This is a genomic window from Candidatus Methylolitoribacter marinus, from assembly GCF_051853155.1.
Lineage (GTDB): Bacteria > Pseudomonadota > Gammaproteobacteria > Burkholderiales > Methylophilaceae > BACL14.
In genome coordinates, this window is record NZ_CP124221.1 from 522,767 (window position 1) to 548,074 (window position 25,308).

At 29.2% G+C, this 25,308-nt stretch carries 27 protein-coding genes; 24 read left to right on the plus strand and 3 right to left on the minus strand.

All coding sequences use genetic code 11. From position 1 onward, the window contains the following. The first annotated feature begins 1 nt into the window (after position 1). From QFA95_RS02790 to QFA95_RS02905, 24 genes are read left to right on the plus strand one after another with little or no spacing between them, the layout of a single operon-like run. Positions 2-952 carry a class I SAM-dependent methyltransferase gene (locus tag QFA95_RS02790; protein WP_486463314.1) on the plus strand — a complete coding sequence of 317 codons (951 nt, stop codon included), beginning with the start codon at positions 2-4 and terminating at the stop codon, positions 950-952. Continuing rightward, positions 949-1,722 carry a cephalosporin hydroxylase family protein gene (locus tag QFA95_RS02795; RefSeq protein WP_486463315.1) on the plus strand — a complete coding sequence of 258 codons (774 nt, stop codon included), beginning with the start codon at positions 949-951 and terminating at the stop codon, positions 1,720-1,722. Before QFA95_RS02790 ends, QFA95_RS02795 begins: the two co-directional genes overlap by 4 nt. Next, positions 1,715-2,944, plus strand: coding sequence for a class I SAM-dependent methyltransferase (locus tag QFA95_RS02800; protein ID WP_486463316.1), 1,230 nt, complete (start codon positions 1,715-1,717; stop codon positions 2,942-2,944). The genes QFA95_RS02795 and QFA95_RS02800 overlap by 8 nt, the downstream gene beginning before the upstream one ends. Next, positions 2,941-3,477 carry a dTDP-4-dehydrorhamnose 3,5-epimerase family protein gene (locus tag QFA95_RS02805; protein ID WP_486463317.1) on the plus strand — a complete coding sequence of 179 codons (537 nt, stop codon included), beginning with the start codon at positions 2,941-2,943 and terminating at the stop codon, positions 3,475-3,477. The genes QFA95_RS02800 and QFA95_RS02805 overlap by 4 nt, the downstream gene beginning before the upstream one ends. A gap of 15 nt (positions 3,478-3,492) precedes the next feature. Beyond that, the gene (locus QFA95_RS02810; protein WP_486463318.1) at positions 3,493-4,692 is read left to right on the plus strand and encodes a radical SAM protein; all 1,200 of its coding nucleotides are present in this window, start codon (positions 3,493-3,495) and stop codon (positions 4,690-4,692) included. Next, on the plus strand, positions 4,689-5,636 hold the full coding sequence (locus QFA95_RS02815) for an NAD-dependent epimerase/dehydratase family protein (protein WP_486463319.1): 948 nt from the start codon (positions 4,689-4,691) through the stop codon (positions 5,634-5,636). The genes QFA95_RS02810 and QFA95_RS02815 overlap by 4 nt, the downstream gene beginning before the upstream one ends. Before the next feature lie 11 nt (positions 5,637-5,647). After that, entirely contained in the window at positions 5,648-6,208 is a 561-nt protein-coding gene (locus tag QFA95_RS02820; RefSeq protein WP_486463320.1) for an SIS domain-containing protein, read from the plus strand. Next, a complete protein-coding gene (locus QFA95_RS02825) occupies positions 6,201-7,196 on the plus strand; it encodes a GDP-mannose 4,6-dehydratase (RefSeq protein WP_486463321.1) in 996 nt (331 codons plus the stop codon). The genes QFA95_RS02820 and QFA95_RS02825 overlap by 8 nt, the downstream gene beginning before the upstream one ends. Beyond that, positions 7,193-8,020 carry a transketolase gene (locus tag QFA95_RS02830; RefSeq protein ID WP_486463322.1) on the plus strand — a complete coding sequence of 276 codons (828 nt, stop codon included), beginning with the start codon at positions 7,193-7,195 and terminating at the stop codon, positions 8,018-8,020. Before QFA95_RS02825 ends, QFA95_RS02830 begins: the two co-directional genes overlap by 4 nt. Further along, a complete protein-coding gene (locus QFA95_RS02835) occupies positions 8,017-8,922 on the plus strand; it encodes a transketolase family protein (protein WP_486463323.1) in 906 nt (301 codons plus the stop codon). The genes QFA95_RS02830 and QFA95_RS02835 overlap by 4 nt, the downstream gene beginning before the upstream one ends. Further along, positions 8,915-9,520: a hypothetical protein gene (locus QFA95_RS02840; RefSeq protein ID WP_486463324.1), complete on the plus strand. Its 606-nt coding sequence runs from the start codon at positions 8,915-8,917 to the stop codon at positions 9,518-9,520. Before QFA95_RS02835 ends, QFA95_RS02840 begins: the two co-directional genes overlap by 8 nt. Continuing rightward, entirely contained in the window at positions 9,517-10,443 is a 927-nt protein-coding gene (locus tag QFA95_RS02845; RefSeq protein ID WP_486463325.1) for a hypothetical protein, read from the plus strand. Before QFA95_RS02840 ends, QFA95_RS02845 begins: the two co-directional genes overlap by 4 nt. Then, entirely contained in the window at positions 10,430-11,101 is a 672-nt protein-coding gene (locus QFA95_RS02850) for a class I SAM-dependent methyltransferase (protein WP_486463326.1), read from the plus strand. The genes QFA95_RS02845 and QFA95_RS02850 overlap by 14 nt, the downstream gene beginning before the upstream one ends. A 2-nt stretch (positions 11,102-11,103) precedes the next feature. Beyond that, the gene (locus QFA95_RS02855) at positions 11,104-12,141 is read left to right on the plus strand and encodes a zinc-binding dehydrogenase (protein ID WP_486463327.1); all 1,038 of its coding nucleotides are present in this window, start codon (positions 11,104-11,106) and stop codon (positions 12,139-12,141) included. Further along, the gene (locus tag QFA95_RS02860) at positions 12,138-13,421 is read left to right on the plus strand and encodes a hypothetical protein (protein WP_486463328.1); all 1,284 of its coding nucleotides are present in this window, start codon (positions 12,138-12,140) and stop codon (positions 13,419-13,421) included. The genes QFA95_RS02855 and QFA95_RS02860 overlap by 4 nt, the downstream gene beginning before the upstream one ends. 20 nt (positions 13,422-13,441) lie before the next feature. Beyond that, complete coding sequence (locus QFA95_RS02865; RefSeq protein WP_486463329.1) at positions 13,442-14,860, plus strand: MBOAT family O-acyltransferase; 1,419 nt, start codon at positions 13,442-13,444, stop codon at positions 14,858-14,860. A gap of 2 nt (positions 14,861-14,862) precedes the next feature. Then, positions 14,863-15,942: a hypothetical protein gene (locus QFA95_RS02870; protein ID WP_486463330.1), complete on the plus strand. Its 1,080-nt coding sequence runs from the start codon at positions 14,863-14,865 to the stop codon at positions 15,940-15,942. Then, the gene (locus tag QFA95_RS02875) at positions 15,939-16,790 is read left to right on the plus strand and encodes a sugar nucleotide-binding protein (protein ID WP_486463331.1); all 852 of its coding nucleotides are present in this window, start codon (positions 15,939-15,941) and stop codon (positions 16,788-16,790) included. The genes QFA95_RS02870 and QFA95_RS02875 overlap by 4 nt, the downstream gene beginning before the upstream one ends. Beyond that, positions 16,787-17,899, plus strand: coding sequence for a class I SAM-dependent methyltransferase (locus QFA95_RS02880; protein WP_486463332.1), 1,113 nt, complete (start codon positions 16,787-16,789; stop codon positions 17,897-17,899). The genes QFA95_RS02875 and QFA95_RS02880 overlap by 4 nt, the downstream gene beginning before the upstream one ends. Then, the gene (locus QFA95_RS02885) at positions 17,892-19,127 is read left to right on the plus strand and encodes a TIGR04372 family glycosyltransferase (protein WP_486463333.1); all 1,236 of its coding nucleotides are present in this window, start codon (positions 17,892-17,894) and stop codon (positions 19,125-19,127) included. The genes QFA95_RS02880 and QFA95_RS02885 overlap by 8 nt, the downstream gene beginning before the upstream one ends. Continuing rightward, a complete protein-coding gene (locus tag QFA95_RS02890; protein ID WP_486463334.1) occupies positions 19,127-20,500 on the plus strand; it encodes a PfkB family carbohydrate kinase in 1,374 nt (457 codons plus the stop codon). The genes QFA95_RS02885 and QFA95_RS02890 overlap by 1 nt, the downstream gene beginning before the upstream one ends. Next, positions 20,497-21,216, plus strand: a complete 720-nt coding sequence (locus QFA95_RS02895; protein ID WP_486463335.1) for a nucleotidyltransferase family protein — start codon at positions 20,497-20,499, stop codon at positions 21,214-21,216. Before QFA95_RS02890 ends, QFA95_RS02895 begins: the two co-directional genes overlap by 4 nt. Further along, on the plus strand, positions 21,176-21,967 hold the full coding sequence (locus tag QFA95_RS02900; RefSeq protein ID WP_486463336.1) for an ABC transporter permease: 792 nt from the start codon (positions 21,176-21,178) through the stop codon (positions 21,965-21,967). Before QFA95_RS02895 ends, QFA95_RS02900 begins: the two co-directional genes overlap by 41 nt. 2 nt (positions 21,968-21,969) lie before the next feature. Beyond that, complete coding sequence (locus QFA95_RS02905; protein ID WP_486463337.1) at positions 21,970-22,680, plus strand: ABC transporter ATP-binding protein; 711 nt, start codon at positions 21,970-21,972, stop codon at positions 22,678-22,680. Here the strand turns inward: QFA95_RS02905 and QFA95_RS02910 are convergent. Genes QFA95_RS02910 through trhO form a run of 3 tightly spaced genes read right to left on the minus strand, consistent with a single transcriptional unit; the run spans position 22,665 to position 25,259 of the window. Then, positions 22,665-23,303 carry an HAD family hydrolase gene (locus QFA95_RS02910; protein WP_486463338.1) on the minus strand — a complete coding sequence of 213 codons (639 nt, stop codon included), beginning with the start codon at positions 23,301-23,303 and terminating at the stop codon, positions 22,665-22,667. The two genes, QFA95_RS02905 and QFA95_RS02910, sit on opposite strands and share 16 nt — an antisense overlap. Then, the gene (locus QFA95_RS02915; RefSeq protein ID WP_486463339.1) at positions 23,300-24,304 is read right to left on the minus strand and encodes a Gfo/Idh/MocA family protein; all 1,005 of its coding nucleotides are present in this window, start codon (positions 24,302-24,304) and stop codon (positions 23,300-23,302) included. The genes QFA95_RS02910 and QFA95_RS02915 overlap by 4 nt, the downstream gene beginning before the upstream one ends. Further along, a complete protein-coding gene (trhO, locus tag QFA95_RS02920) occupies positions 24,291-25,259 on the minus strand; it encodes an oxygen-dependent tRNA uridine(34) hydroxylase TrhO (protein WP_486463340.1) in 969 nt (322 codons plus the stop codon). The genes QFA95_RS02915 and trhO overlap by 14 nt, the downstream gene beginning before the upstream one ends. Positions 25,260-25,308: the final 49 nt, after the last annotated feature.

Genomic DNA, 25,308 nt, shown 5'->3' on the forward strand with positions numbered 1-25,308 from the left:
TATGGAAAAGCATCTTTTAGCAGAGGCTAAAGCTTTTGATAGCAGAATATCAGAAAGAGTAAAAATGGGTTTCATACCTGATCTCCGAAAAATTGTTAAATGCGATTATTTTTATAAAAGTTTTTGGAGAGATCCACTTTTTGTCGATCTTTATCTTGGCGAGATTAATAAAAATTATTTAGAAATGCTAGATAAACATTCTTTTAGAGGATGTAAAATTCTTGATGTAGGTTGCGGTGCTGGATATATGTCTTTAGAGCTTGCCCGAAATGGATATGATGTATATGCGATTGATATTTCCGAGAAATGTATAGAAGAGGCAAGGAAAGTATTAGAACAAAATGAATATACTGAAGGGTTTGGTAAACTTAAATATGAAGTTTGTTCTTTGGAGGATGTAGCTGGGGAATTTGATGTGATTCTTTTTAGCGTGTCACTCCATCACATGCTTGATCTTAATAGAACTATTAAAAAATGTAAATCTATACTAAAAAAAAATGGTGACCTTATGTGCTACGAGCCATGCCATGATTTATGGCATAAAAGTGATGCCTCAATTGTTGCTTTAATTAGAAGCATTCTTTCAATCACAGGTCATTGGTATGATCCAAAAGAGTTTTATGAAACTAATTTTAATGTTGATAAATTTAGTTCATTGATAGACGATATACACTACGAGTTTGTAGAAGAACAAGACAAGAATGAGATTGGACAATCACCTAATGATAACGAGTCCAATGGGAAGGATATGATAGAGGCTTTAGAGAAAAATTTTGATAAAATCGAATTTTTTAAAGGACATTCTTTTATCTATAGATTGCTTGGTGGCATAAGAGGAACAGACAAGGAAATTAAAGAATTAGCTTTATTGATTAGTAATTTTGATAAATTATCTGTTAAAAAAAACTATATGAATTCAAATGGCTTTTATTTTTACGGTAAAAATAAATGAATAAACTAATCATAGATTTTGAAAATGAAGAGATACAAATTCTTGAAAGTCATAATTCTTACACACATAAGTTTTCAACTGAAAAAGCTTTTAATGCAGTAGCTCAGGCCTATCTGCGTCTAGGTTGGGATAATAAATATGTCTATTCATTCAAATGGCTTGGTCGACCGATTATTCAGCTCCCTGATGATATTATTAGGCTTCAAGAGTTAATATATGAAGTGAAACCAGATGTAATTATTGACATAGGAATAGCTCATGGAGGGTCATTGATTTTCAACTCTACTCTATTAAAAACTTATGGTGGAAGAAAAGTGATTGGTATTGATATAGATATTAGAGAGAAAAATTTAAAAGCCATAAAAGAACATAAGATGTTTGATCAAATTGAATTAATTCAAGGCAATTCCACTTCAGATAATGTATTTTTTGAAGCAAAAAACTTTATAAAAGAATCTGACAAAGTTATGGTATTTTTGGATGGAAAGCACACATACGATCATGTTTATAAAGAATTAGAAATGTATTCAAAATTAATCACAAAGGGTTCATATATCGTTGCAATGGATGGAATCCAAAGAGACCTTGTAGGAGCTCCTAGGTCCAATCCAGATTGGCAAACAAATAATCCTGCAAATGCTGCTGAGGATTTTGTTAAAAATAATAAAAATTATGAAATTGATTTAAGATTACCATCCTTTAACGAAGGCAACATAAAGCAACATGTAACTTATTGGCCCTCGGCATATATAAAAAAAATCAATGATTGATAAAAAATGCAGTTTTTGTAAAAGTGAACTTGATTTTAAGTTTGCTGATCTTGGAACTTCACCAATAGCTAACAATCTTGAATCTGAGGAGGTAAGCGTTAATAAGACAAAATATCCACTTAATGTTTTTGTTTGCCAGGAATGTATGCTTGTGCAGCTTGGAGATTTTTTAAATCATGATCTCATATTCAAATCTGATTATCCTTATTTTTCTTCATATTCTACTAGCTGGGTCAAACATGCACAGAACTTTGTTGATTTTATGTGTAAGAGGTTTAAAAAAAATCTTGAATTTGTTATTGAAATTGCCAGTAATGATGGATATTTACTCCAATTTGTAAAAAAACAAAATATAGAATATTTGGGTATTGAGCCATCACAAAGTGTTGCAAATAAAGCTATTCAAAATGGTATTAAAACCGAGCTAAAATATTTTAATAAACAGACATCAAAATTTATTGTTGAAAATTATAAAAAAGCATCCTTTATTATTGCAAATAATGTTCTTGCCCATGTTCCAGACATCAATAGCTTTGTTGATGGATTGAGTTTTTTACTCGATAAAAATGGTGTTATATCAATAGAGTTTCCTTATCTTAAAAGCTTAATTGACAATGTACAATTTGATACAATTTATCATGAACATTATTATTATTTTTCTCTAACAGCTTTAGTAACAATTTTTAAAAAATATAATTTAAATATTTTTGATGTTCAAAAAATTAGTACGCATGGCGGATCTTTAAGAATTTTTGTTTCTCATCTTCAATCAACTCACAAAACTACAAATGCTGTTAAAGATTGCTTGAATAACGAATGTAAAAATTCTTTAAATACTTTGCATGGTTATAAAGATTTTCAAAAAAATATTGATCTTTACGCAAACAAGTTAAATAATCTTTTAAAAAGCTTGAATGAGAATAATAAAAAAATTGTCGGATTTGGAGCTGCTGCAAAAGGAGTAACATTGTTTAATTATGCCAATATTAATTCAGATACTTTAAGTTACATAGTTGATTCAAATCCAAATAAGGTTGGTTTTAATTATCCTGGTACAAATATTATTATTAACTCAGTTGATGATCTATTTTTAGATGAAGATGTTGATGTGGTTTTTATAATTCCTTGGAATTTAGGATCTGAGATTTCAAACATTATTAGACAAAAAATTTCAAAACAAGTTGATATTTATTTATGTGACCAAAACTTAACACGTTTATGAAAATAATTGATGAAACAAACATACACAACTGTCTGATTATAGAGTTAAATAGTTTTTCTGATAACAGGGGTTTGTTCACGAGAGTTTTTGATAAAGAATTTTGCAAGGATAAGTTAAATTTTGACATTAAGCAGTCAAGCATTTCACTAAATAATGATAAAGGTATTTTTCGTGGACTACACTATCAAAAACCACCTTTCGCTGAAAATAAAATAATATCTTGTTTAAATGGTTCAATTTATGACATAATTGTCGATATTGATAAATCTTCTAAAACATTTGGTAAAGTGTTCCAGATGAAACTATCTTCAAAAGATAATTATGCAATATTTATACCTAAATCATGTGCTCATGGTTTTTTGACTTTAGAAAAAAATTCAACTGTCTATTATTCAATGGACAAAATTCACAGCAAAAATCATGCCACAGGGATAAATTGGAATGATAAAAAACTTAATATTAAGTTTCCATTTACTCCTAAAATAATTTCTGATAAAGATAGTTTGCTACCTGTATTTGATAATTCAAAGTGATGATACAATTTAAAGATGAAAATTTATATATCTGAAGATGATATGTGCACCACACAAAAGCTTAATCTTGCAAGAGTTCAGAAGTGGTTTTATGCCAACGGTTGTGAGATTGTTGATGATATTGAACAATCAGATAAAGTAATATGCATGACCTGTAATGGTTGGTCACTTTTAGAAAATAATTCTTACGATCGAATTAAAAACTTACAAGGAAAAGTTAAAAATGCTAAATCAGATATGATTGTTATGGGCTGCGTTGTTGATGCCCATAAAAAAAAGGTTGACGAAATTTGGAATGGTGCAACTGTAAGAACCAAAAGTGATAAACCATTTTCTTTCGACGAAATTCAACAATTATTTCCAGACTTTAAAATCAAGCTCGATAGTATTCCGGCACAATCTGTATTTAGAAGAAAGGAGGACTACAGGGATTATAACCTTCAAAAAAGATTCATTAACATCGCCGAAGGATGCGCTTTTTTTTGTACCTTCTGCACACACAAACCTGGTTTAGGTAATAGAAGAAGTAGACCTATAAATGAGATTAAAGAGCAAATAAGTACTGCACTTGATGAAGGTGCTAACGTAATTAATTTAATGGGAATGGAAACCTCACTCTGGGGTTTCGAATTTAAAAGTAATTTTGCAGTACTCCTAGAAGAAGTTCTAAGTATCAATGATAATTTTGAGGTCCATGTTGCTCAATTTAACGCGAGTGGTATGAATAGATTTCATGAAGACTTGTTACCTTTGTTTCAAAATAAACGAGTTACTGATATTCAGGCACCTATACAATCCACCTCTGAAAGAATTTTAAAAATGATGAATAGAAAACTTCATTTTGATGGACTTGGTCATTTTTTAAGGGAAGTTCGCAGAGTAAATTCAAGAGTAATTTTAAGAACTGATTTGATTGTGGGATGGCCCACCGAAAATAGGACTGAATTAATAGATTCGTTGGATTTTGCAGGTGCTCATTATGATGAGATTGCTGTGTACTCCATTGAGTTGTCACCAGACCTTCCTGCATGGAAATATAAAGATGATGCATACAGTGAAAAAGAATTGGAAGATATTAGAAATTTTTCTGTTGATTATTTAAATAAAAAATTTCCTAAAGTAGTTGTTCATTCAGGTCAACAGGATGATAATTCAATGAAAAAGGCTGAGAAAAAAAGAATTATTTTAAGAGAAGAAAGAGCTAGTTTGAAATGAATATCCTTGTGACCGGTGGATGTGGTTACAAAGGCCATGTTCTTGTCCCAAAACTTTTAAAGAAAAATTTTAACGTCAAAGTTATTGACATTCAATGGTTTGGTAATTACTTAGATAATCATGAAAATTTAGAGGTTATAAAAAAAGATATTCGTGACCTAAATATTAATGATTTTAATGGTATTGATTTGGTAATTCATTTGGCTGCAGTTGCAAATGACCCATGCTCTGAACTTGATGCAAAGTTAAGCTGGGAGGTAGGTGCTTTGTCAACTATGAGGCTAGCAGACTTTGCTTCTAAGAGTGGTGTTAAGCAAATCATATATGCCTCTTCAGGAAGTGTATATGGTGTTAAAGATGAAATTAATGTCACTGAAGATCTAGATCTAGATCCTATCTCAGAATACAATAAAAATAAAATGGTATCTGAAAGAGTCCTTCTTAGTTACAAAGAAGACATGATAATACAGATTGTAAGGCCTGCTACTGTGTGTGGTCTTTCACCACGAATGAGACTTGATGTCGCTGTTAATTTGCTAACAATGCAAGCCTTAAATAAAAATGAAATTACTGTTTTAGGTGGTGAGCAAACAAGACCAAATATCCATATCGATGACATTACTGATATTTATTTATTTTTGATAGATAATCAGCAGATTTCTGGTATTTATAATGCAGGGTTTGAAAATATCTCAATAATGGATATAGCTTCTTTAATAAAATCAAAATTAAATGTACCGATAACTATCAAAGAATCTAATGATCCAAGATCATATCGTGTAGATTCATCAAAGCTGCTTAATGCAGGCTTTAAGCCATCTAAGAATGTTGCTGAATCGATAAATGAAATCATAGACGCATACAAAAACAATAAATTGCAAGACGAAGATCGTTTTTATAACTTAAGATGGATGCAAAAAATGCTATTAAACAATCAGTATTAAAGAAAAACAACATGAGTTTTGTAAATTACACATCTAATCTAAATAATGCATTAAACACAGTATCTACCGATGATATAAACGTTGTTTATGATTTATTATTAAATTGTAAAAAAAATAATAATACATTATATTTTTGCGGCAATGGAGGTAGCGCAGGAAATGCAAATCATCTGGCAAATGATTTTATTTATGGGGTTGCAAAAAAAACTGGTGAAGGTTTTAAGGTCCAAAGTCTTTCCGCAAACTCATCAGTTCTAACTTGTCTTGCAAATGATGTTGGTTATCAAAATATCTATTCTGAACAGATTGAGGTATTAGGTACAAAAGATGATATTTTGGTATGTTTGTCTGGAAGTGGTAATTCAGAAAATATTATACGTGCCCTTGAGGCTGCAAAAAACAAAAAAATGAAAACAATTTCAATTCTTGGTTACAATGGCGGAAAAGCAAAATTCTTGTCTGATTATGTTGTTCATATCGATATTGATGACATGCAAATTTCAGAAGACTTTCAGTTAATCCTCTTTCATTATTTAATGCAAAAGCTATACATGGAATATAACAATGTCTAAGATTTTAGTCATTGGAAGTAATTCATTTTCTGGGTCAAGTTTTATCAAATTTATTTTGGATAATTCATACTTTGATAATAATGAAATCTTTGCAATAAGTCGCTCTGAAGAACAAATTAATCCATTAAATCCATCAAAATGGCCAAATAAAAAATTTAATTTTTTTAGATTCCATTTAGTAGATGATATAAACAAAATTATTGCTAAAGTTAGTCAAATTAAACCAAATTTTATTATTAATTTTGCCGCCCAAAGCATGGTTGCACAAAGCTGGGACTCTCCAGAAGATTGGTTTGAGACGAATTGTGTTGCCACAATTAAATTACATAACCACTTAAAAAATGCAGATTATCTTGAAAGATATATTCATATCTCTACCCCAGAAGTTTACGGAAATTGTAACGGTTCTGTAGATGAATATTTTAAATTTGATCCAACTACGCCCTATGCAGTTTCGAGGGCTGCGTGTGATATGAGTCTCAAAACATTTTATGAGGCTTACCAATTTCCTGTAATAACAACTAGAGCTGCAAATGTTTTTGGGCCTGGACAATCTTTATATAGAATCATTCCTAAAACTATTTTATCCATTATGAAAAATGAAAAGCTAAATTTGCATGGCGGTGGAGTTTCTAAAAGAAGTTTTATACATATAGATGATGTTTCAAATGCAACATATCTTTTAATGAAAAAAGGCAAAGTAGGTGAAACCTACCATATATCAACTGAAGAGCTCATATCGATAAAGTCACTAGTAGAAAAGATATGTTCATTTATGAATGTCGATTTTGACAAACATGTTGATATTGATAAGGAGAGGCTTGGAAAAGATATGGTTTATGATCTAAATTCATCTAAGATTAAAAAAGAACTCTCTTGGAATCCAAAGAAATCATTAGATGACGGAATTAAACAAACGATTTCATGGGTGCAAGACAATTTTGATACATTAAAAAATGTAAGTGATGTTTACCAACATAAAAGATGAATAAAGCTAATATACGTCAATTAGAGAGCACTGCGAGAGAGTTAAGAGGGGAGATTGTTCGTAATTCATCATCAAATAAAATACCACATTTGGGTTCATGTTTGTCTGTTCTAGATATTTTAGTTTATTTGTATTTTTATAAAACTAATTTGAAAAAATCATCTTTTAAAACACACAAAAGAGATAAAATTGTTTTGAGTAAAGGCCATGCTGCACCAGCATTGTTTTGGGCCTTAAATAAAAAAAAATTGCTTAATTTTGATTTAGAGAAAGAATATAAAAAAAATATTTCCTTTGTAGGTGAGCACCCTCCAATTCCATCCGAAATAAATTCAATTGAAGCTGCAACAGGGTCACTTGGTCATGGCTTTTCTATGTCAATTGGAATGGCTTTATCCAATAAGATTAATAATTATGACAATAGTGTTTATACCGTATTAGGTGATGGCGAATTGAATGAAGGAGTGGTTTGGGAAGGTGCAATGTTTGCATCAAAAAATAGATTAAATAATTTAACTGTTTTTGTTGATTTTAATAAATGGCAAGCAACTGGACGATCTGAGGAAATCTTAGATATTTCTAATTTAGTAAAAAGATGGCATACGTTTGGTTGGGATGCGATAGATATTGATGGGCACTCCTTTTCTGCATTAGATAATGCTTTAAATCATTTTAAGAAATCACATAAGCCTAAAATTATTGTTTGTAATACGATAAAAGGCAAAGGGGTAAGCTTTATGGAGGATGATAATAATTGGCATTATCGAACACCTAATAAAAGTGAGCTTGATCAAGCTTTAAAAGAACTAGAGGTGAATTTTTGAGAGATACTTTCGTCAAATCTTTAACGGAATTTTCAAAAAAAAATAAGAAAATCATTATTCTTTCTGGTGATATTGGTAACAGAATGTTTGATAATTTTAAAAGTCTGTACCCCAAGAGATTTTATAATTGTGGCATTGCTGAGGCAAATATGGTCAGTTTAGCTAGCGGCCTTGCTTCAACTGGTTTTTTACCCTTTGTATACACAATTACTCCTTTCATCACCACAAGATGTCATGAGCAAATCAAAATTGGGATTAGTTATCATAATTACCCTGTAACAATAGTTGGTACTGGGTCTGGACTATCTTATGCTGAATTAGGACCTACGCATCACTCATTTGAGGATGTATCACTTTTTAGATCACTGCCACATATGAGAATACTGACTCCTGGCGATCCTTCTGAAGTTATGGATTCAATTGCTCTTCAACTAAAAGACCCAAAGCCAACCTACATTCGACTTGGCAAGAAAGGGGAGCCAGATTTAAATTTTTTAACTAAATTTAATAAAAACAAAATTAGATTTCTTCAAAAAGGAAATAAAACTCTTTTACTTTCCTGTGGAAATATTTCATTCGAATGCATAAAAGCCATTAAAACACTAAATGATTGTGGTATTAATATATCGCATGCCCATGTCAATTCAATTAAACCCTTTAACTCAGCTTTTCTAAAAGAAGATTATAAAAATATTATTTCCGTCGAGGAGCACTCCATATATGGTGGGCTGTCCTCAACAGTAGCAGAATTAAAGTCCAAATTTAATTATCAATTCAATCACTATAGCCTAGCAATACATGATAAATATATACATAAAAGTATGAGCCAAGATATGGCAAGAAAATATTTTAAAATATCAGCAACAGATATCATAAAGCTTGTAAAAAAAATTCATGATTAGATTAGGAATTGACTTTGATAACACTATAACTAATTACGATGGTGTATTTTCTAGAGTTGCATTAAGTGAAAATATGATTAGTAAAGATGCACCTCATGTTTATAACACTAAAGTTGATGTTAAAAACTATCTTATTAATACAAACAAAGAAGAAAAATGGACTGAGTTACAAGGTTTGGTTTATGGAAAATATATTAAATTTGCAAAAACTCAAAAAAATTTAATTCAAACAATCAAATCTTTATCAGAGAAAGACATATTTCTATGTATTGTAAGTCACAGAACAAGATTCCCCTTCATTGGGGAAAAAGTAAATCTTCACGATGCGGCAAGACAGTGGTTAAATGACAATTTATTTCAGTTAATTCCTGATCAGAATATTTACTTTGAAGAAACAATTGAAGATAAGGTTAAACGAGCTAATTCATTAAATTTAGATTTTTTCGTTGATGATCTTCCAAAAATACTGCTCCATGAAAAATTATCACAAAGAATTAAAAAAATTTTATTTAAACCAGAAAAATCATTAAATAACAATAACTTAATAGAGACTCAAGATTGGTCTGAGATTGCAAATATTGTTTTAGATAGTCTATGAAGTCTATTAAAAACTATTTTTTATCTAAAGATGAGGTAGTTGAGCCTCTAGAGAATTCAGGCAATCATAACCTTTTTTTAATAAAGGCTAAAAAACAAACTTTTCTTTTAAAAAAATATACTACACAAGAGCCAGAGAGGGTGTCGCGGGAAGTTGATTTTTATAATTTTTTAGAAAAAAATAATTTCGACAAAATTCCTAAACTTATTGATTTTGATATCAACCAAGGTTACTTAATTACAAGCTTCTTTGCTAACAAAAATAGCTTAATAGATCCAATAAACAATGACCATATAGAAAATTATGCATCATTTATTAATACAATCAATTCTTTTTCTAATATACAAACTTATAAAAATGATGCTAAAGATTCATTCGTTTTGCCGCAAGATTTCATCGCTTTACTTTTAAATATTTTAGAGATTTACAAGAAAAGTCCTTTGATAGAATTTGAGCAAATTTTTGTAAATCTTGAGGTGATAGAGAAAATAATCTTTAATTTAACAATTGATAAAAATAATTTAAAAGATTTACCATCTAGGATCTTATCTCCATCAGATGTGGGTTTTCACAATACCTTAATATCTGATGGTTCAATGCACTTTTTTGATTTTGAATATTCTGGATTGGATAGTCCATTAAAACTTGTTTCAGATTTTATTCTCCAACCAAGGTATGAGATATCATCAATGCAGTCGAAGATTTTTCTTAAATCTTTATACTTTGCCGATAAAAAATTCATTGATCAGCTTAATGTTATATTTCCACTATTTGTAATAAAATGGATTTTTATTTTTTATAATTTCTTAGATCCAAAAAACAATGACAAGTATGTTAACTATAAATCAGCCAATTTTATTCAACGTATAAATAAAGCTGAAAGATATTTTAAAATTTTAAAGGAAAGAAATGAAATATATTGATTTCATGTCACCAATTCATAAAGCTACAAAGAGAGATTATCTAGCAAGAGTTAATGATGTTGACTATCCAAAATATAAAGCTTCTGAATTAGCAAAAAAATATGATTTTGATTATTGGGATGGCGATAGACGTATAAATTACGGGGGATATAAATATATGCCTCGGAGATGGAGCCCTGTCGCTGATTTGATGAAATCAACCTATGATCTTAAGCCTGATCAGAAAGTTCTTGATATTGGTTGCGGTAAAGGTTTTCAAATGTTTGAATTAACTCAGTCTGTTCCTGGCATTGAGGTTTTTGGAGTTGACGTTTCTAAGTACGCTTTTGATAACGCTAAAGAAGAGATAAAAGAAAATATAACAGTATCATGCGCCTCAGATTTACCATTTGAAGATAACTATTTTGATTTTGTCTTTTCAATCAATACCTTACACAACTTAAAAATCGATAAATTGTTTAGTGCAATTAAAGAGATTAATAGAGTATCAAAGAATAATAAATATATATGCGTAGAATCTTATAGAAATGAGCTGGAGAAGCAGAATTTATTATATTGGCAAGTTACATGTGAAAGCTTCTATTCCCCTGAAGAGTGGGAGTGGATATTTAAATCAAATGGGTATTCGGGAGACTACTCTTTTATATATTTTGAATAGATATGAAATTTAAAGCAGCAATATTGGTTGAGCAAAAAAAACCTCTGGAAATCGAAACGATAGAATTAAATGAAAAACTTCATTATGGTCAAGTTTTAGTTAAGCTAACTTACAGTGGCATCTGTGGATCACAATTAGGTGAAATTGATGGTATTAAGGGAAAAGATAATTATTTACCTCACCTACTTGGACATGAAGGGTCTGGTATTGTTGTGGATACTGGACCTGGCGTTAAAAAATTCAAAAAAGATGATGATGTTATTCTCCACTGGAGGCCATCTGATGGAATACAATCCGAGCCACCAAAATATTCACTAAAAGGTAATACGATCAATGCTGGTTGGGTTACAACATTCAATGAATATGCTGTTGTTTCTGAAAATAGATTAACTATTGACTCCTTTCCTGGAAATAAAAAGATAAGTAGTTTGTTTGGTTGCGCAGTTACAACAGGTTTCGGTGCAATTGAAAATAACGCAAATCCAAAAATTGGACAAAGTATAGTTATCTATGGTGCAGGGGGTGTTGGTCTGAATATGATTCAGGCAGCCAAAATTATGAAATTATTCCCTATTGTTGCTATAGATAGATTTGATAATCGCTTAGACCTTGCAAGACAATGTGGCGCAACACATGTTTTCAATTCGACAAAATATGATAATGATTTAATAAAATCCTCTATTAAAGAATATTCAATTGATTTTTTTATTGACAATACAGGTTTGCCTAATGTTATTGAATTTGGTTATTCTTTAATTAATAAAAATGGCAAGCTCGTATTAGTAGGAGTTCCAAGAGCAGGAGAAAATATTAACATTCATTCACTTCCAATGCATTTTGGAAAACAAATTGTTGGCTCTCATGGAGGGGAAACAATCCCTCATCAAGATATTCCTAGATTACAAAAATTATGTTCTGAAAATTATAGTGGCTTTGAAGCGCTTATTACCGAGGAATATACTCTTGAGGACATAAATAAAGCAATTGAACGAATGAGATATGGACAAATGTCTGGAAGATGTGCAATTAAACTTAAATGAGTAAAAGACTGTTAGCTATCTATGATTTTTCAGTTTATCCTTATGCTTTAGGCGATCTTACTACTTGGTATATTAAAAAAAACTGTCAAGCTATTAGCTTAAATTACAATGAGATATACTTTATTTTAATATCCACTGATAATGTTAATTATTATCAAAATAGAAATTTACTAAAGGAAAAAAATCGAGTCTTGGAAGATTTGATATCAATTCCTCAATATCTTCGAATTAGAAATAAAGTTAAGGTTATTAACAATTACACAGAATTAAGTCAACTTAAGGAAGATAAATCTATAATTTCTTATGCATTAAATAAACAAACTTTGGAATCTTTTATAAATAAAAAAGATCGAAATAACCTAAAACATTACCTGATTCATCCACATTCTGTCCATTTTAGGATAGCTTCATCATTATATAGAGCCGTCACTCCTTTAGGGATAAGAAAAATCATAACTCCTGTACTTAAAAAACCAATAATTAGGTATTTAGAAAATTTAGAAAAAGAGAAGAATGCGTTTATAAATGATATCGCTTCACATCGAGATTTAAACTTTTTTTTTAAGAAAAATAAACATTTCCCATTTTTATACACTATTAAAAATAATATTAAAAATAATACTATTTCAATGCAATTTCGCTTTAGACAACATGATTCTAAGGTATTTGGTAAAGATGCGATTGAAAGAGATGCTTCAATAATTGTATGGTCATTAATTATTAATTTAATAAATAGATTTTTCCCGAAAGAAAAAATTTATTTACTTGGTAGAACTGAAGAAAAACCTCATTTTTTAAGAAATTTACAAAATGTTTACGTAAGAAATAAATCTCAATCATTAAAAGATGATTTAAAAATCATGCTTAATAGTTCTATTTTCTTAGGTTCATCAAGTGGTTTTGCTGCCATAGCAAATTTTTCAGAACTACCTTACTTAATTACAAAAGTTAATAAAGACGCCAGGAAAAACTACGATATCTCATCAAGTTCAATAAAATTACCTTTTGCTAGACCTAATCAAGCTCTTATTGACAAAGAAGATCCATTAGAAATTATGAGTTTTTATTGCAAAATTAAAAAACAAGATTTTTCTGTCATAAAGAATTATTTTAAAAATAAATTCAAATTATTTGCTAAGTTAAAAAATAAGGAAACAATCATTTTGGAAAATCCTGTCATTCAGAATAACAAATTTTTTATTAAGGAATACATGGTAAATTCTGAAACAAAAGAAGCAAACTTATTCTATTTGTATTTAATTTGCACCCTAAATCAATGATATTTACATCAAAAATTTTTGTGTCATTTTTACTTTTACTTTTAGGTGTTTTTAAAACAATACCTAATAACTTTAGAGGATATTTATTAACTATTGCTAGTATTTTTTTCTATGCATGTTGGTCACTTCCATTTACGACTTTGTTAATAACATATTCCTTTATTATTTTCTTTTTTGGACAAGTTATTTACAAATTAAAAAATGATAAATATTTTCTTTTCTTAATACTGGTTTCTCTTTTTCCATTAATTTTTTTCAAATACCGCTATTTTCTGCTTGAAAATATAAATTATTTATTTTCAACAAATTTTGATATTGCAGATTCTATATTCTTGCCATTAGGTATATCTTTTTTCACTTTTCAAGGTATAAGTTATTTGGTTGACATAAAAAATAAGTTAATAAAACCTGAAAAAAATTTTTTAATTATTCTTTTATTTATTTCATTTTTTCCTCAATTAATTGCTGGCCCAATTGAAAAAGCAAAAAGATTAATTCCACAGTTAAAAAAATTATTTAGTTATAAAAAAGTAAATATTACTAAATCAGATATTAAATTTGCAATTTTTTTGATTGTTCTAGGTTTTTTTAAAAAACTCGTGATTGCGGATAATATTGGCCTCTTATCCGATTTTTTATTCTTAAATTTTGATAAATTAAATTTTGCTACTGCAACTCTATTAATGTTTTCTTTTTCTTTTCAGATATATTTTGATTTTTCAGCATATTCCCAAATTGCTCGAGGTGTTGCAAAGTTATTTGGCATTGATCTAATGATTAATTTTAATTTGCCATATCTTTCAAGCAATATAGCTGAATTTTGGCGCAAGTGGCACATCTCTCTCTCTAACTGGTTTAGAGATTATGTATATATTCCTCTTGGAGGTAATAGATTTGGAAGTATTAATCAATTTAGAAACTTATTAATAGTTTTTTTTCTTTGTGGCTTGTGGCATGGCGCTAATTGGTTGTTTATAATTTGGGGATTTTTTCATGGGTTCCTTTATTTGATTTATTATTCGTATAGCTTTTTTATTAAAAAACTTGGATGGGATTTTTCATCAAATATTTTTTATAAGTTTACATCAGTTTTTTTAACTTTTAATGCTGTAAGTATTGGATGGATCATTTTTCGATCACCTGACTTCGACACACTTATTCAAATACTAATGTCATTTCAAATTTTTACAGACAATATGATAAGTGGTTCAATATTTGGCTTGCTTCATGACTTTTTAATCCATAATGGCCGCTCAAATTTTTTATTATTATATATTTATTCTTTTATTTTAATATATTTCTTGCTTGGACTTCTTCAAACACAACTATCCTCAAATCTTAAAAAAGTATTTATTAACCACTCATATATTCCTATAATTGTAATCATTTATTTTTTTGCTAACCAAGAAACTAAAACTTTTTTATATTTTCAATTTTGATTATGAAAAATATTTTAATTTCAATTTTCCTACTTTTATTATCTATCACGGTTTTGGATATTTTTCTTCCAATTGACTATTATGCATACAGGCATTGGGAGAAATTTTATTCTCCTTTTATGTTACCTGGTCCATTCATCCCAAATAAAACTACCGAGGGTTATGAATATCTAGATAGATATCTTTCTAGAAGTAAGTATGAGAGAAAGGCTGCAAAAAGAATTTATACAAAATGGCAAACTGATGATTTAGGTTTTAGAAATGATAAGTTAAAAAGTACTATAAATAACTCTAAGGTTATTTTTGTTGGCGATTCCAATTTTGTTGGTTCTTCATTTGATCAAGAAGAAATTGTATCTGAGCTTTTTATGAGTCAAACTAATGATAAAGCTTATACAGTAGCTTACAATTTGAAATATATTCTCACATTAATTGAGAATAATAAATTACATAATATTAAACATATAGTTTTAGAATCAAAACCATCCTATTTTAATGGAGTATACAAAGAAATTACCCCTTTTTATATAAATACAAAGTGTGAGATTTTTGCAATTCATTATCCTCATTTAATTTATATGAGTAATTTTAAATTATTCGATTTTTATAAATATAATTTTAAAAACAGACCATTTAGTAAATTCATCAGGTCAAAACTAGGTATTTATAATTTTCCAGAAAACTATAAACCCAATAATCTAGATACTTTAAACAAAAAAAATAAAAGCTGTAATAATTTAGATAAAATTCAAGATATATCAATTAAATATGATCGTATTGATTATGATAAAAATCACATAACGCTTGAATCAAATGATGATAAAAATTTATATTTTAAAAATATAATGCTTTACCTTAATAAATATCTAGAAGACAGAAATATAAAATTTACAATGTTACTTTTAACCGACCACAATACAGATGAAGTATTTAAGATTACAGTTAAAGAATTAAATTCAAATGGTAAGTTTGTTTATGATTCCAATGATTTGATGATGAATGGAGATATCTGGCAGGCTGGAGATTCTCATTGGAAAGTAGAGGCTGCTAGAAACTTTATTAATATAATAAAAAATCAATGAACAATATTCTTATTGTAGGCAAGGAAAGTAATATCAATTGTAGGCTAAGCCTCAGTTTAGAAGGATTTAATATTACATACACATCTCGCAGATCTTTCGATAACAATACTGTATTTTATTTTGATATTTTAGATGATGATTTTTTAAAAAAATTTAAAGAAATTTTAGTTGAAATTAATCCTTCTATAATTTTATGGTGTATTGGCCAGACAAATATTGAAGAATGTCAAAGTAACTTATCCACATATGACCTAAATGTTTCTAGAACAAATTCAATAATCAATTTAATATCCCAAAGCAATATTAATTTTATTTACTTTTCAAGTAATGCTGTTTTTGCCTGTGATTCTGAAATTACTAACGAAAAAGAAAAGTACTCACCAACTTGCGAATATGGAAAACAGAAAGTTGAAGTTGAGAGATACATTTTTAAAAAAAATTTTAATAGTGCAATTATTCGGCTATCAAAACTTATCTCTTTAAATGACAGGTTTTTAAAAGCCATTGATGAAAGACAGCAAAGTAATGATAAATTCAGGTTATTTTCTGATGTTTACATTGCTCCTATAACATACAATTACTTAAAAAAATTTTTAGAAACATTAATAACAAACTTCAGACCAGGTATATTTAATCTCTCCGCTGATTTTATTTTAAATTACGTAGACTTAATAGAATTACTTGTTGAAAAGAATTTAATTAAATTAAATTTATCCTTATGCGAAAAAACTAAAAATTCAGATGCATTATTTAAACCACGATATCCAAAATTGCCAATGATAGAAACATTAAATATTATGAAATTTGATTATCTTACAAAAGAGCAATTTATACTGGATCTGTCATGAGGTGTTTAAGCTGTCAGTCTGAGTTTTTTTATTATTTTGATGAATTTCAAAAACTTATGAGAATTACTTCAGATGTGAAAACTTTTGCTGATAAGGGCGAGCTTTATTGTTGTAACCAATGTGCATTAATTCAAAAAAAGATTACAAAAAAATTAATCAATGAGATCTCAAATATTTATCAAAGTTATACGCCTTATCATTATGGTAACGGTGAGGAGCAATATGTTTTATTAAATGATCAAACTTTTGTTTCACGAAGTTATTATTTATTCTTATTAGTAAATAAATTTATAGATGTTGTGCACATTAATGAACTATTAGATATTGGATGTGGAAATGGAGTTACATTAAAGTTATTTAATGAGAAAGAAATTAATCTTTATGGTTATGAATACTCAACTAACAATGAAGAACATTTACAGGAAATTTCAGATTTCAAAAAATTATACACATCAAATTTAGGCTTAATAAACAAAAGATTTGATGTAGTTTTACTAGTTCATACATTAGAACACTTTACCGATCCATTAAATGAATTAAATAATATAAAAAAATTGATGCATGAAAATTCGTTTCTTTTTATTCAAGTTGTTGATAATGATTTTAATGAATTTGATATATTAACCGCAGATCATGTTACACATTTCTCAAAATCTACTCTATTTAATATGTTAATTAATGCTGGATTTTCTGTTGAATATATTGCTAACGATATTACTAAAGAAATTACATTAGTAGCAAAAATTAATTCTAACGGATTTAATCAACAAAAATTACCTATTAATTCAAATATTACAATTAATGAAACAAAAAAAATAATAGAAACACATATACATAACTCTATGACTTATTCTAAATTAAAGAAAGACATAAGCATTTTTGGGACATCTATTTCATCTATTTGGGCTTATAATTATTTAAAAAAAACAAATAAAGTATGTTATTTTCTTGACGAAGATCCATCAAAAATTGGAAAACAAATAGATAATATAAATATAATTCACCCCAATGATTTTGATTATGAAAATTCTATGGTTTTAATTCCTCTAGCTACTTCAATAAAAAAAATTATTATGGATAAATATAATAAATTTAATTTTTATGAATAGATTCAAATATTATTTTTATCGGATTTTTTATGTATTTTTTATCTTAAAGAATAAAAATATTACTCTCGATTTAATATCAAAGATATTTAAAATATTTATCTCTGTTTTCTTAAGATTTCTTTTATGGATAATTTTCTTACCAATTTCTGTGCTATTACATCTCTTTAAAGTAAGGTTTGTATATATTATTTCTCAACACATTGGCCACTTAACTATTCAGCCATATATTATTCATAACATTACAAAATATGATGCTAAATTTAAAAAACTTAAATTTATTCTTTTATCAAACTCTATATCAAATTCTTCTGTTTTAAGAAAGTGGTCTGAAAAATTACTCATTTTAAAAAACCCTACTTTATGTTTTTTACTTAAAGGACTTTCCTTTTTTTACTTTTGTAAATTTGACGTAAGAAGATTTGATGCCTCACATTTTAATGCTCAGGAGATATATAAATTTAATAAAAAAGTAAAAAGTAAAAAGTTTTTAAGTTTAAATAACAAAGAGTTATCAGATTTAGAGATTCTAAAAGATAATATTGGTATTAAAAAATTTAAGTTTCATGTATGTATTCAAGCAAGAGATTCATCTTATTTTAAATTTGATTATCTCCAAAATCACAGGAATAATGATATAAACCGCTATCAAAAAGCTGTTGATTATATTAACAAATTGGGAGGTGTCGCAATTGTTGTTGGGCGTTATAATAATAAATGTTTACTAAAAAATGTTATTAATTACAATATAAGTAATCACTGCAATGATTATCATGACATGCTTTTAATTGCTTCAAATTTATTTTTTCTAGGTCAAACCTCTGGACTATGTTTTTTGAGTTCGGTTTTTAATAAACCAGTAATGCATAGCAATATGATTCCAATATCAACAATGGGTCTATTTGAAAATGATTTATCAATTAATAAAATGTTACGAAATGATAAGGGAATTATTCATTTCAAAAATCTTATAAATAAACCTTTAGGCAATTATTTTTATTCATATCAATATCGGTATCATCCTGTTACTATTGAACAAAATAGTGAAGACGATATCTATATTGCAGTAAAAGATATGTTTTATTTATTAAAAAATAAAAGATTTAATGATACACAAATGAAATTAATTAAAAATTATAAATCTTCATTCTGTAAAACCGATTATGGCTATTTATCTCCTGCGTTCCCATCGCCATCATTCTTAAAAAAATATAAAAAATATTATTTTTAATGATAGTTTTTATTCCAGGAAATTTTAATAAATTCCATATAGGCCATTTAAGGCTATTCCAGTTTTGTATTCAAAAAAAATTAGAGATAATTATTGGATTATATGATGATAATGAACCAGGTGTAGATGAATCTTTTGCTTTTAGAAAATCTAATTTATCTTCAGTAGGGTTTATAAAGAAAATAATCAAATTAACTCGTAAAAATTATTTAAAAACCTTAAATAATATTAAACCTGATTTTTTACTTAAAGGAAGTGATAGATCTCTATCAGACACTGAAGAAAAATATTTATCGGATTCATCTTGTGAGGTTATTTTTAATAGTGCAAATCAAATTATTACAAAAAAACCAAATCGTAATGATATTAAAAACTTACAGTTAAATTTCTTAAATAGACACAACATTAATGTTAAAAAAATTATTAATAAAATATCCGTCACGAGCAAATCAGTAGCTATTTTTGGTGATTTAATTATTGATGAGTATATAACTTGTAACTCTAATGGAATTTCACAAGAAGACGATCATACAATTTATTCTATTCAGGGTAGTAAGAAAATTTTTGGGGGTTCTTTTATAGCAGTAAGTTTACTTTCTGAGATAAGTAAACAGGTCATTTATTTAAATCCGGTTGACGATTATTTGTATAACGATATTAATAAATTTGATTTTAATAGCAATATATACTTACTAAAATCAAAACAAAAAAACCATGTTATCAAAAAACGTTTTATAGATGGTAAGGGTCAAGTTCTTTTTAGGTTAACTGATTTTAATGATTCTAATAATAAATTCTATGATGAACAAATTCTTAAGTGCTTTGTTGATAAAATAAATGAAATTGATTATGTAATTTTTTCAGATTTTAATTATGGATCCGTAAGTGATAATTTAGTTTTGAAAATTAAAAATATCTGTAAAAAAAGAAATATTCCAATTTTTGCCGATTCTCAAAGCTCATCTCAGTTCGGTGATTTAAAAAAATATAATAATGTTACCCTTGTTACTCCGACGGAATATGAGGCTAGAAGTTGTTTGCAGTCTAATGACGGTTTAGCATTGTTGGCTGAGAAATTAGCAAAAGAGCTCTCCTGTAGGTATTTGGTAATCACTCTCGGTGAGTTTGGTATTTTTATAATAGATAATGTTTCAAAAAGGAGTATTGATATTTTTCCTGCTCTTAATATTAGCCCTAAATATATTTCTGGAGCAGGTGATACACTGCTAGCCTATTTATCTTTCGGATTAGCAAATGATTTAAACATATGGGAGGCAGCATATCTGGCATCTGTTGCTGTATCTGTTAAGTTGAATACTCACAATACTAAAATCATTAAATCTGTTATAAAGTATCTTAAGCGTCAATTATGAACTCTCTGATCTTATCCGCTGGACTCGGAACAAGATTGCTACCTCTTACAAAGAATTGTCCAAAATGTTTAATGCCTTTTGGTGAATTTAAAATTATTGATTTTTGGATTAATTATTCAAAATCACTTAATTGTCAAAATATATATATTAATACTTATTACTTAGCAGATATGGTAATCGATTACTTATCTAATAGGTATCCAAATGAAATTAAGTTTATAAATGAGACTAAGCTGCATGGTACTGCAGGTACTTTAATTAATTTAATAAATAATCTTAATTCTTTTGATGATTTTTTTATTGTACATGCAGATAATTTTTCGATATTTAATGCAGTTGATTTTTATAATAAATTTTTACATCGCCCTGATTATTGTGTGGGAACAATTATGTCATTTATCACCGATAGACCAAAAGATTGTGGTATTTTAGAAACTGAAAATAATTTAATGATGAATATTCACGAAAAGGTTGACCATCCACCATCTAACTTAGCAAATGCTGCAGCATATATATTTGATAAAAATTTAATAGCTAAAATAAAAAATAGCAATTATTCTGATATTGCAGCAGATATTCTGCCAATGTTTTTTGGTAAAATTAATATTTATCACAATGATATTTACCATCGCGATATAGGTTACATAGATGATTACAAAAATTCATTAAAATTTTATGAAAAAAATAAGCAATTACATAAAGATTACTTACCTTGATATTTTAGCAACCTTTCTTAATGGAGCATGGTTTAATTTAGCTTTTGAGGATCTTAAAAAAAGATATAGAAGATCACTTATAGGTCCATTTTGGATTACCTTAAGTACATTACTGCTTGTTATTGTAATTGGGCCATTATATGGAGTAATTTTTAATCGTGAATTAAATGATTATTTTCCTTTTTTGACAGCGGGAATTATAATTTGGCAATTTTTTTCCACATATGTAAATGAGTCAGTTTTCGGTTTCATAGAGAATGAAGGGTATATTAAGAACATTAAAGCACCGTATTTTACATTTATATTTAAATTATTTTTTAAAAATTTTTTAGTATTTTTACATAACTTTATTATTATCATTTTAATAATTCTGTACTTTGGAATCATTCCAAATATTCTCTTATTTCTTTTTGGAATTTTTCTCTTAACCATCAACTTATTATGGATAGGCGCTTTACTTGCAATTCTCTCTGCTAGGTTCAGAGATATGCCTCAAATAATAGCCAATCTTATTCAGATTTCATTTTTTTTAACTCCGATAATCTGGCAAATTGATATGGCTGGCAGGCATTTTTATTTAATTAACTTTAATCCAATTTATCATTTTATAGAGATTGTTAGAGCACCTTTAATAAATGCTCAAATTAACAATTTGTCCTTTATTTTTACTTCAATTTCTGCAGTAATTGGTACTTTAATCACATCTTATTTTTTTGGTAAATTTTACAAAAGAATCAGTTTTTGGGTTTAATGATGAATGAAACGATTATCCAAGCAAACAAAATTTCTCTGCGCTTTCCAATTTTAGGAACAAACGCAAAATCCTTTAGAAAAAGTTTAATTAATGTTGCCACTGGTGGTAAGTTAGATAAACATGATAAATCTGTCTCTATTACAGCTCTTGATAATGTAAGCTTTAATTTTTTTCGTGGAGACATTATTGGTATAACTGGACATAACGGTGCTGGAAAAAGCACCTTGTTGAGAGTTTTGGCTGGAATATATGAAGTTTCCTCTGGGCATATAAATATTAATGGTTCAGTTTTGCCGTTACTAAACATTAATGTTGGCATGGATCAGGATGCATCAGGACTTGATAATATCTTTATAAAAGGTTGGTTATTGGGATTTAAAACTAATGAAATTAAAGCCAAAATTGATGACATCATTAATTTCTCTGAATTAGGTGAATATATTAATTTGCCAGTAAGAACTTATTCAACAGGAATGGTAATGCGATTATTTTTCGCAACTACTACAGCATTTCAAAGAGATATTTTGCTAATGGATGAATGGCTGAGTGTTGGAGATGATAAATTTGCCGAGAAGGCTAATCTTAGATTAAATAATTTAATGAATTCAGCAAAATTAATTGTTATCACGTCACACAACAAGGACTTGATTAACAAGCTATGTAATAGAGTTTTTAATATGAATCATGGCAGACTTTATGTTGTTAAATAAATAATATTTTTGAATGATTCTATTGATTGATACACCTTCACCTGCGTCCAATCTTGAAGATATCCATATCCATAATCTGCTTTAATAAATTTAAGTTTATTTTTATTGGCTGACAATCCATCATTAATTGTATCTCCAACAAAGTAGCTTTGAGAAAACGACTCATCTTGTTTAATGATATCTTGAATCATGGCATCTTTATTTCTCATCTCAGGTTGACTGTCGCTACATTCAACTGAAGAAAAATAATCATTCCAGCCAAAATGGTCCAACAGTTTTTGCGTCGGAGCTAATCTTTTGTTAGTGGCTACCGCCATGGGTATATTTTTATTGTGAAGTTGTCTCAAGACCTTGATTACATCAGGGTAGGGTTGAGTATGCTGAATCACTTGCTCGTCATGCATGGCGATAAATAATTGCACAAATTTACCTAATGAGTCCTGATGATCAGGGCCAAGGATTTCTGATGCAGTATCGCGCAAAGGTGGTCCTATAAGTATATTTTTTGCGTAATCGACTCTTTCAGGAGCGAGCCGTTTTGTAATATTCTGAAAACATTGATATATCGCTTGTTCGGAATCAACTAACGTCCCATCAAAATCAAAAATGAAAGCTGAGGTCAAACGGAAACCCACTGTCTGTTTTGAATCGACTGATAAACTGCTTCCATCGTTTCTGACTGATGAATGGCGTCATCCATGCTTAATTTATCACTCTCTTTGTTATTTAGAATACAGTCGACAAAATGATCAATCTCTAAATCAAAGTGATTACCTTTAGGAATTTTTTCAATGACTGGAGCGGATCCATCTAATTCATAACTGATAATGGCCTCATCATCTTCATGCTGCCAGACGGTGTGACATTTTAAGCGTCCCTTATCCCCAAAAATTTCAAATTCGGATCGTCTTACACATTCAAAACTGATATCAAAGGTTGCTCGACGCTGATCAGTGAATTCTAAAATTCCAGTGGCAGACATGTCGGCTTGGTGACTGTTCATTTTAGCTGAAGCATTTACTTGTTTAATGTGACCTCCCATCACTTGTCTGAGTGTGTGAATGGCATAGGGACCAATATCCCATAAGGCTCCACCACCATCTTTTATGGATCGATTGATTCGATAGTATCGAGCTGGCTGGATTGGAAAGGAAAACATGCTGTGCGCATATTGAACGTGGCCTAATTTTCCTGAGGCAATCATCTGTTGAATAAAATTAAATTGGGGGTGAAACACATACATAAAGCCTTCCATGACAACGACATGATTGTCTTTTGCCGCTTGAGTGATGCTTTCCACTTCCTGTTTAGTTAGCGCCATCGGTTTTTCGATCAACACATGTTTTTTGTGTTGGATCGCTTTGAGCGCCACCTCAGTATGTTCTTCATTAGCTAGTGGAATATAAATGGCATTAATGTCTGGATGCTTAATGACCTCATCAAAATTTTGACTTGCTTTGACTTCACTTGGATATTTAGAATATTGGTGAATACATTCTTGAGCGGCTCCATCACGACGGCTCGCCAACATGATGAGTTTAGAATGAGGATTGTTTTCAATAGCGGGCAGTAAGCGCTGATTGACTCGAGCGGCCCCTAAAATGCCCCAATTAATAGTTTTCATCTTTATCCTTTTGATTTAATGGTACATCCTTAAACTCACGTCCAATGTGCACTTCTCCTCGAGCCTTGGCCAATTCAATTTGTTTTTGGCGCTCTTTCAATGCTGCTTTTTTTTCTTGACTCAACTGATCATGGCAATAGGGACATGACTGTCCCTTTTGATATAAAGGTGACAATAATTCTTCGGGGCTTAACGGATGTCGACAGGCATAACATTGGTCATAAATTCCTTCCTCAAGACCATGGGTAACACTGACTCGTTGATCGAATACAAAGCATTCCCCATTCCACAAGCTTTCATCCTTTGGCACATGCTCCAGATACTTTAAGATCCCGCCTTTAAGGTGGTAGACCTCTTCAAAACCTTCATCTAAAAGATAGGAAGTCGCCTTTTCACAGCGAATACCGCCCGTACAAAACATCGCTACTTTTTTTGTTGTTTTGGGATCAAGGTTATTTTTGACATACTTTGGAAATTCACGAAAAGTTTTCGTATTTGGATTGATGGCATTTTTAAATGTTCCAATGTCATATTCGTAATCATTGCGCGTATCGATTATCACTGTCTCTGGATCCGAGATCAAGGCATTCCAGTCTTGAGGATCAACATATTGACCCACGTGCTTTTTTGGACTAATTCCGGGGACACCGAGGGTCACTATTTCCTTTTTCAGCTTCACCTTCATGCGGTAAAAGGGGTTGGATTCAGCCCACGATTCTTTATGGTCAAGGGCTTTAAAAGCGCCGTCAAATAAGGGATCATTTTCAATAAATTGGTGAAAATCTCTAATCGACTGAGTTAATCCTGCAATCGTTCCATTTATACCTTCTTGGGCGAGTAGTAGCGTCCCTTTAATCTGTTTTTTTTGGCAAAAATCAAGTATCGGTTGTTGAAAGCTATGAAATTGATCAATGTTCACAAAGTGATACAAGGCGGTCACAAGAAACTTACTCATAGACTTCTAATACTTCCTGATTAAATCGTTTATTAATGTCTTAAAAAAT

Excerpts from the sequence above, each read along its gene's own strand:
- QFA95_RS02790 (WP_486463314.1), top strand. The coding sequence starts at position 2 with ATGGAAAAGCATCTTTTAGCAGAGGCTAAAGCTTTTGATAGCAGAATA.
- QFA95_RS02795 (WP_486463315.1), top strand. The coding sequence starts at position 949 with ATGAATAAACTAATCATAGATTTTGAAAATGAAGAGATACAAATTCTT.
- QFA95_RS02800 (WP_486463316.1), top strand. The coding sequence starts at position 1,715 with ATGATTGATAAAAAATGCAGTTTTTGTAAAAGTGAACTTGATTTTAAG.
- QFA95_RS02805 (WP_486463317.1), top strand. The coding sequence starts at position 2,941 with ATGAAAATAATTGATGAAACAAACATACACAACTGTCTGATTATAGAG.
- QFA95_RS02810 (WP_486463318.1), top strand. The coding sequence starts at position 3,493 with ATGAAAATTTATATATCTGAAGATGATATGTGCACCACACAAAAGCTT.
- QFA95_RS02815 (WP_486463319.1), top strand. The coding sequence starts at position 4,689 with ATGAATATCCTTGTGACCGGTGGATGTGGTTACAAAGGCCATGTTCTT.
- QFA95_RS02820 (WP_486463320.1), top strand. The coding sequence starts at position 5,648 with ATGAGTTTTGTAAATTACACATCTAATCTAAATAATGCATTAAACACA.
- QFA95_RS02825 (WP_486463321.1), top strand. The coding sequence starts at position 6,201 with ATGTCTAAGATTTTAGTCATTGGAAGTAATTCATTTTCTGGGTCAAGT.
- QFA95_RS02830 (WP_486463322.1), top strand. The coding sequence starts at position 7,193 with ATGAATAAAGCTAATATACGTCAATTAGAGAGCACTGCGAGAGAGTTA.
- QFA95_RS02840 (WP_486463324.1), top strand. The coding sequence starts at position 8,915 with ATGATTAGATTAGGAATTGACTTTGATAACACTATAACTAATTACGAT.
- QFA95_RS02845 (WP_486463325.1), top strand. The coding sequence starts at position 9,517 with ATGAAGTCTATTAAAAACTATTTTTTATCTAAAGATGAGGTAGTTGAG.
- QFA95_RS02850 (WP_486463326.1), top strand. The coding sequence starts at position 10,430 with ATGAAATATATTGATTTCATGTCACCAATTCATAAAGCTACAAAGAGA.
- QFA95_RS02855 (WP_486463327.1), top strand. The coding sequence starts at position 11,104 with ATGAAATTTAAAGCAGCAATATTGGTTGAGCAAAAAAAACCTCTGGAA.
- QFA95_RS02860 (WP_486463328.1), top strand. The coding sequence starts at position 12,138 with ATGAGTAAAAGACTGTTAGCTATCTATGATTTTTCAGTTTATCCTTAT.
- QFA95_RS02870 (WP_486463330.1), top strand. The coding sequence starts at position 14,863 with ATGAAAAATATTTTAATTTCAATTTTCCTACTTTTATTATCTATCACG.
- QFA95_RS02875 (WP_486463331.1), top strand. The coding sequence starts at position 15,939 with ATGAACAATATTCTTATTGTAGGCAAGGAAAGTAATATCAATTGTAGG.
- QFA95_RS02880 (WP_486463332.1), top strand. The coding sequence starts at position 16,787 with ATGAGGTGTTTAAGCTGTCAGTCTGAGTTTTTTTATTATTTTGATGAA.
- QFA95_RS02885 (WP_486463333.1), top strand. The coding sequence starts at position 17,892 with ATGAATAGATTCAAATATTATTTTTATCGGATTTTTTATGTATTTTTT.
- QFA95_RS02890 (WP_486463334.1), top strand. The coding sequence starts at position 19,127 with ATGATAGTTTTTATTCCAGGAAATTTTAATAAATTCCATATAGGCCAT.
- QFA95_RS02895 (WP_486463335.1), top strand. The coding sequence starts at position 20,497 with ATGAACTCTCTGATCTTATCCGCTGGACTCGGAACAAGATTGCTACCT.
- QFA95_RS02900 (WP_486463336.1), top strand. The coding sequence starts at position 21,176 with ATGAAAAAAATAAGCAATTACATAAAGATTACTTACCTTGATATTTTA.
- QFA95_RS02905 (WP_486463337.1), top strand. The coding sequence starts at position 21,970 with ATGAATGAAACGATTATCCAAGCAAACAAAATTTCTCTGCGCTTTCCA.
- QFA95_RS02915 (WP_486463339.1), bottom strand. The coding sequence starts at position 24,304 with ATGAAAACTATTAATTGGGGCATTTTAGGGGCCGCTCGAGTCAATCAG.
- trhO (WP_486463340.1), bottom strand. The coding sequence starts at position 25,259 with ATGAGTAAGTTTCTTGTGACCGCCTTGTATCACTTTGTGAACATTGAT.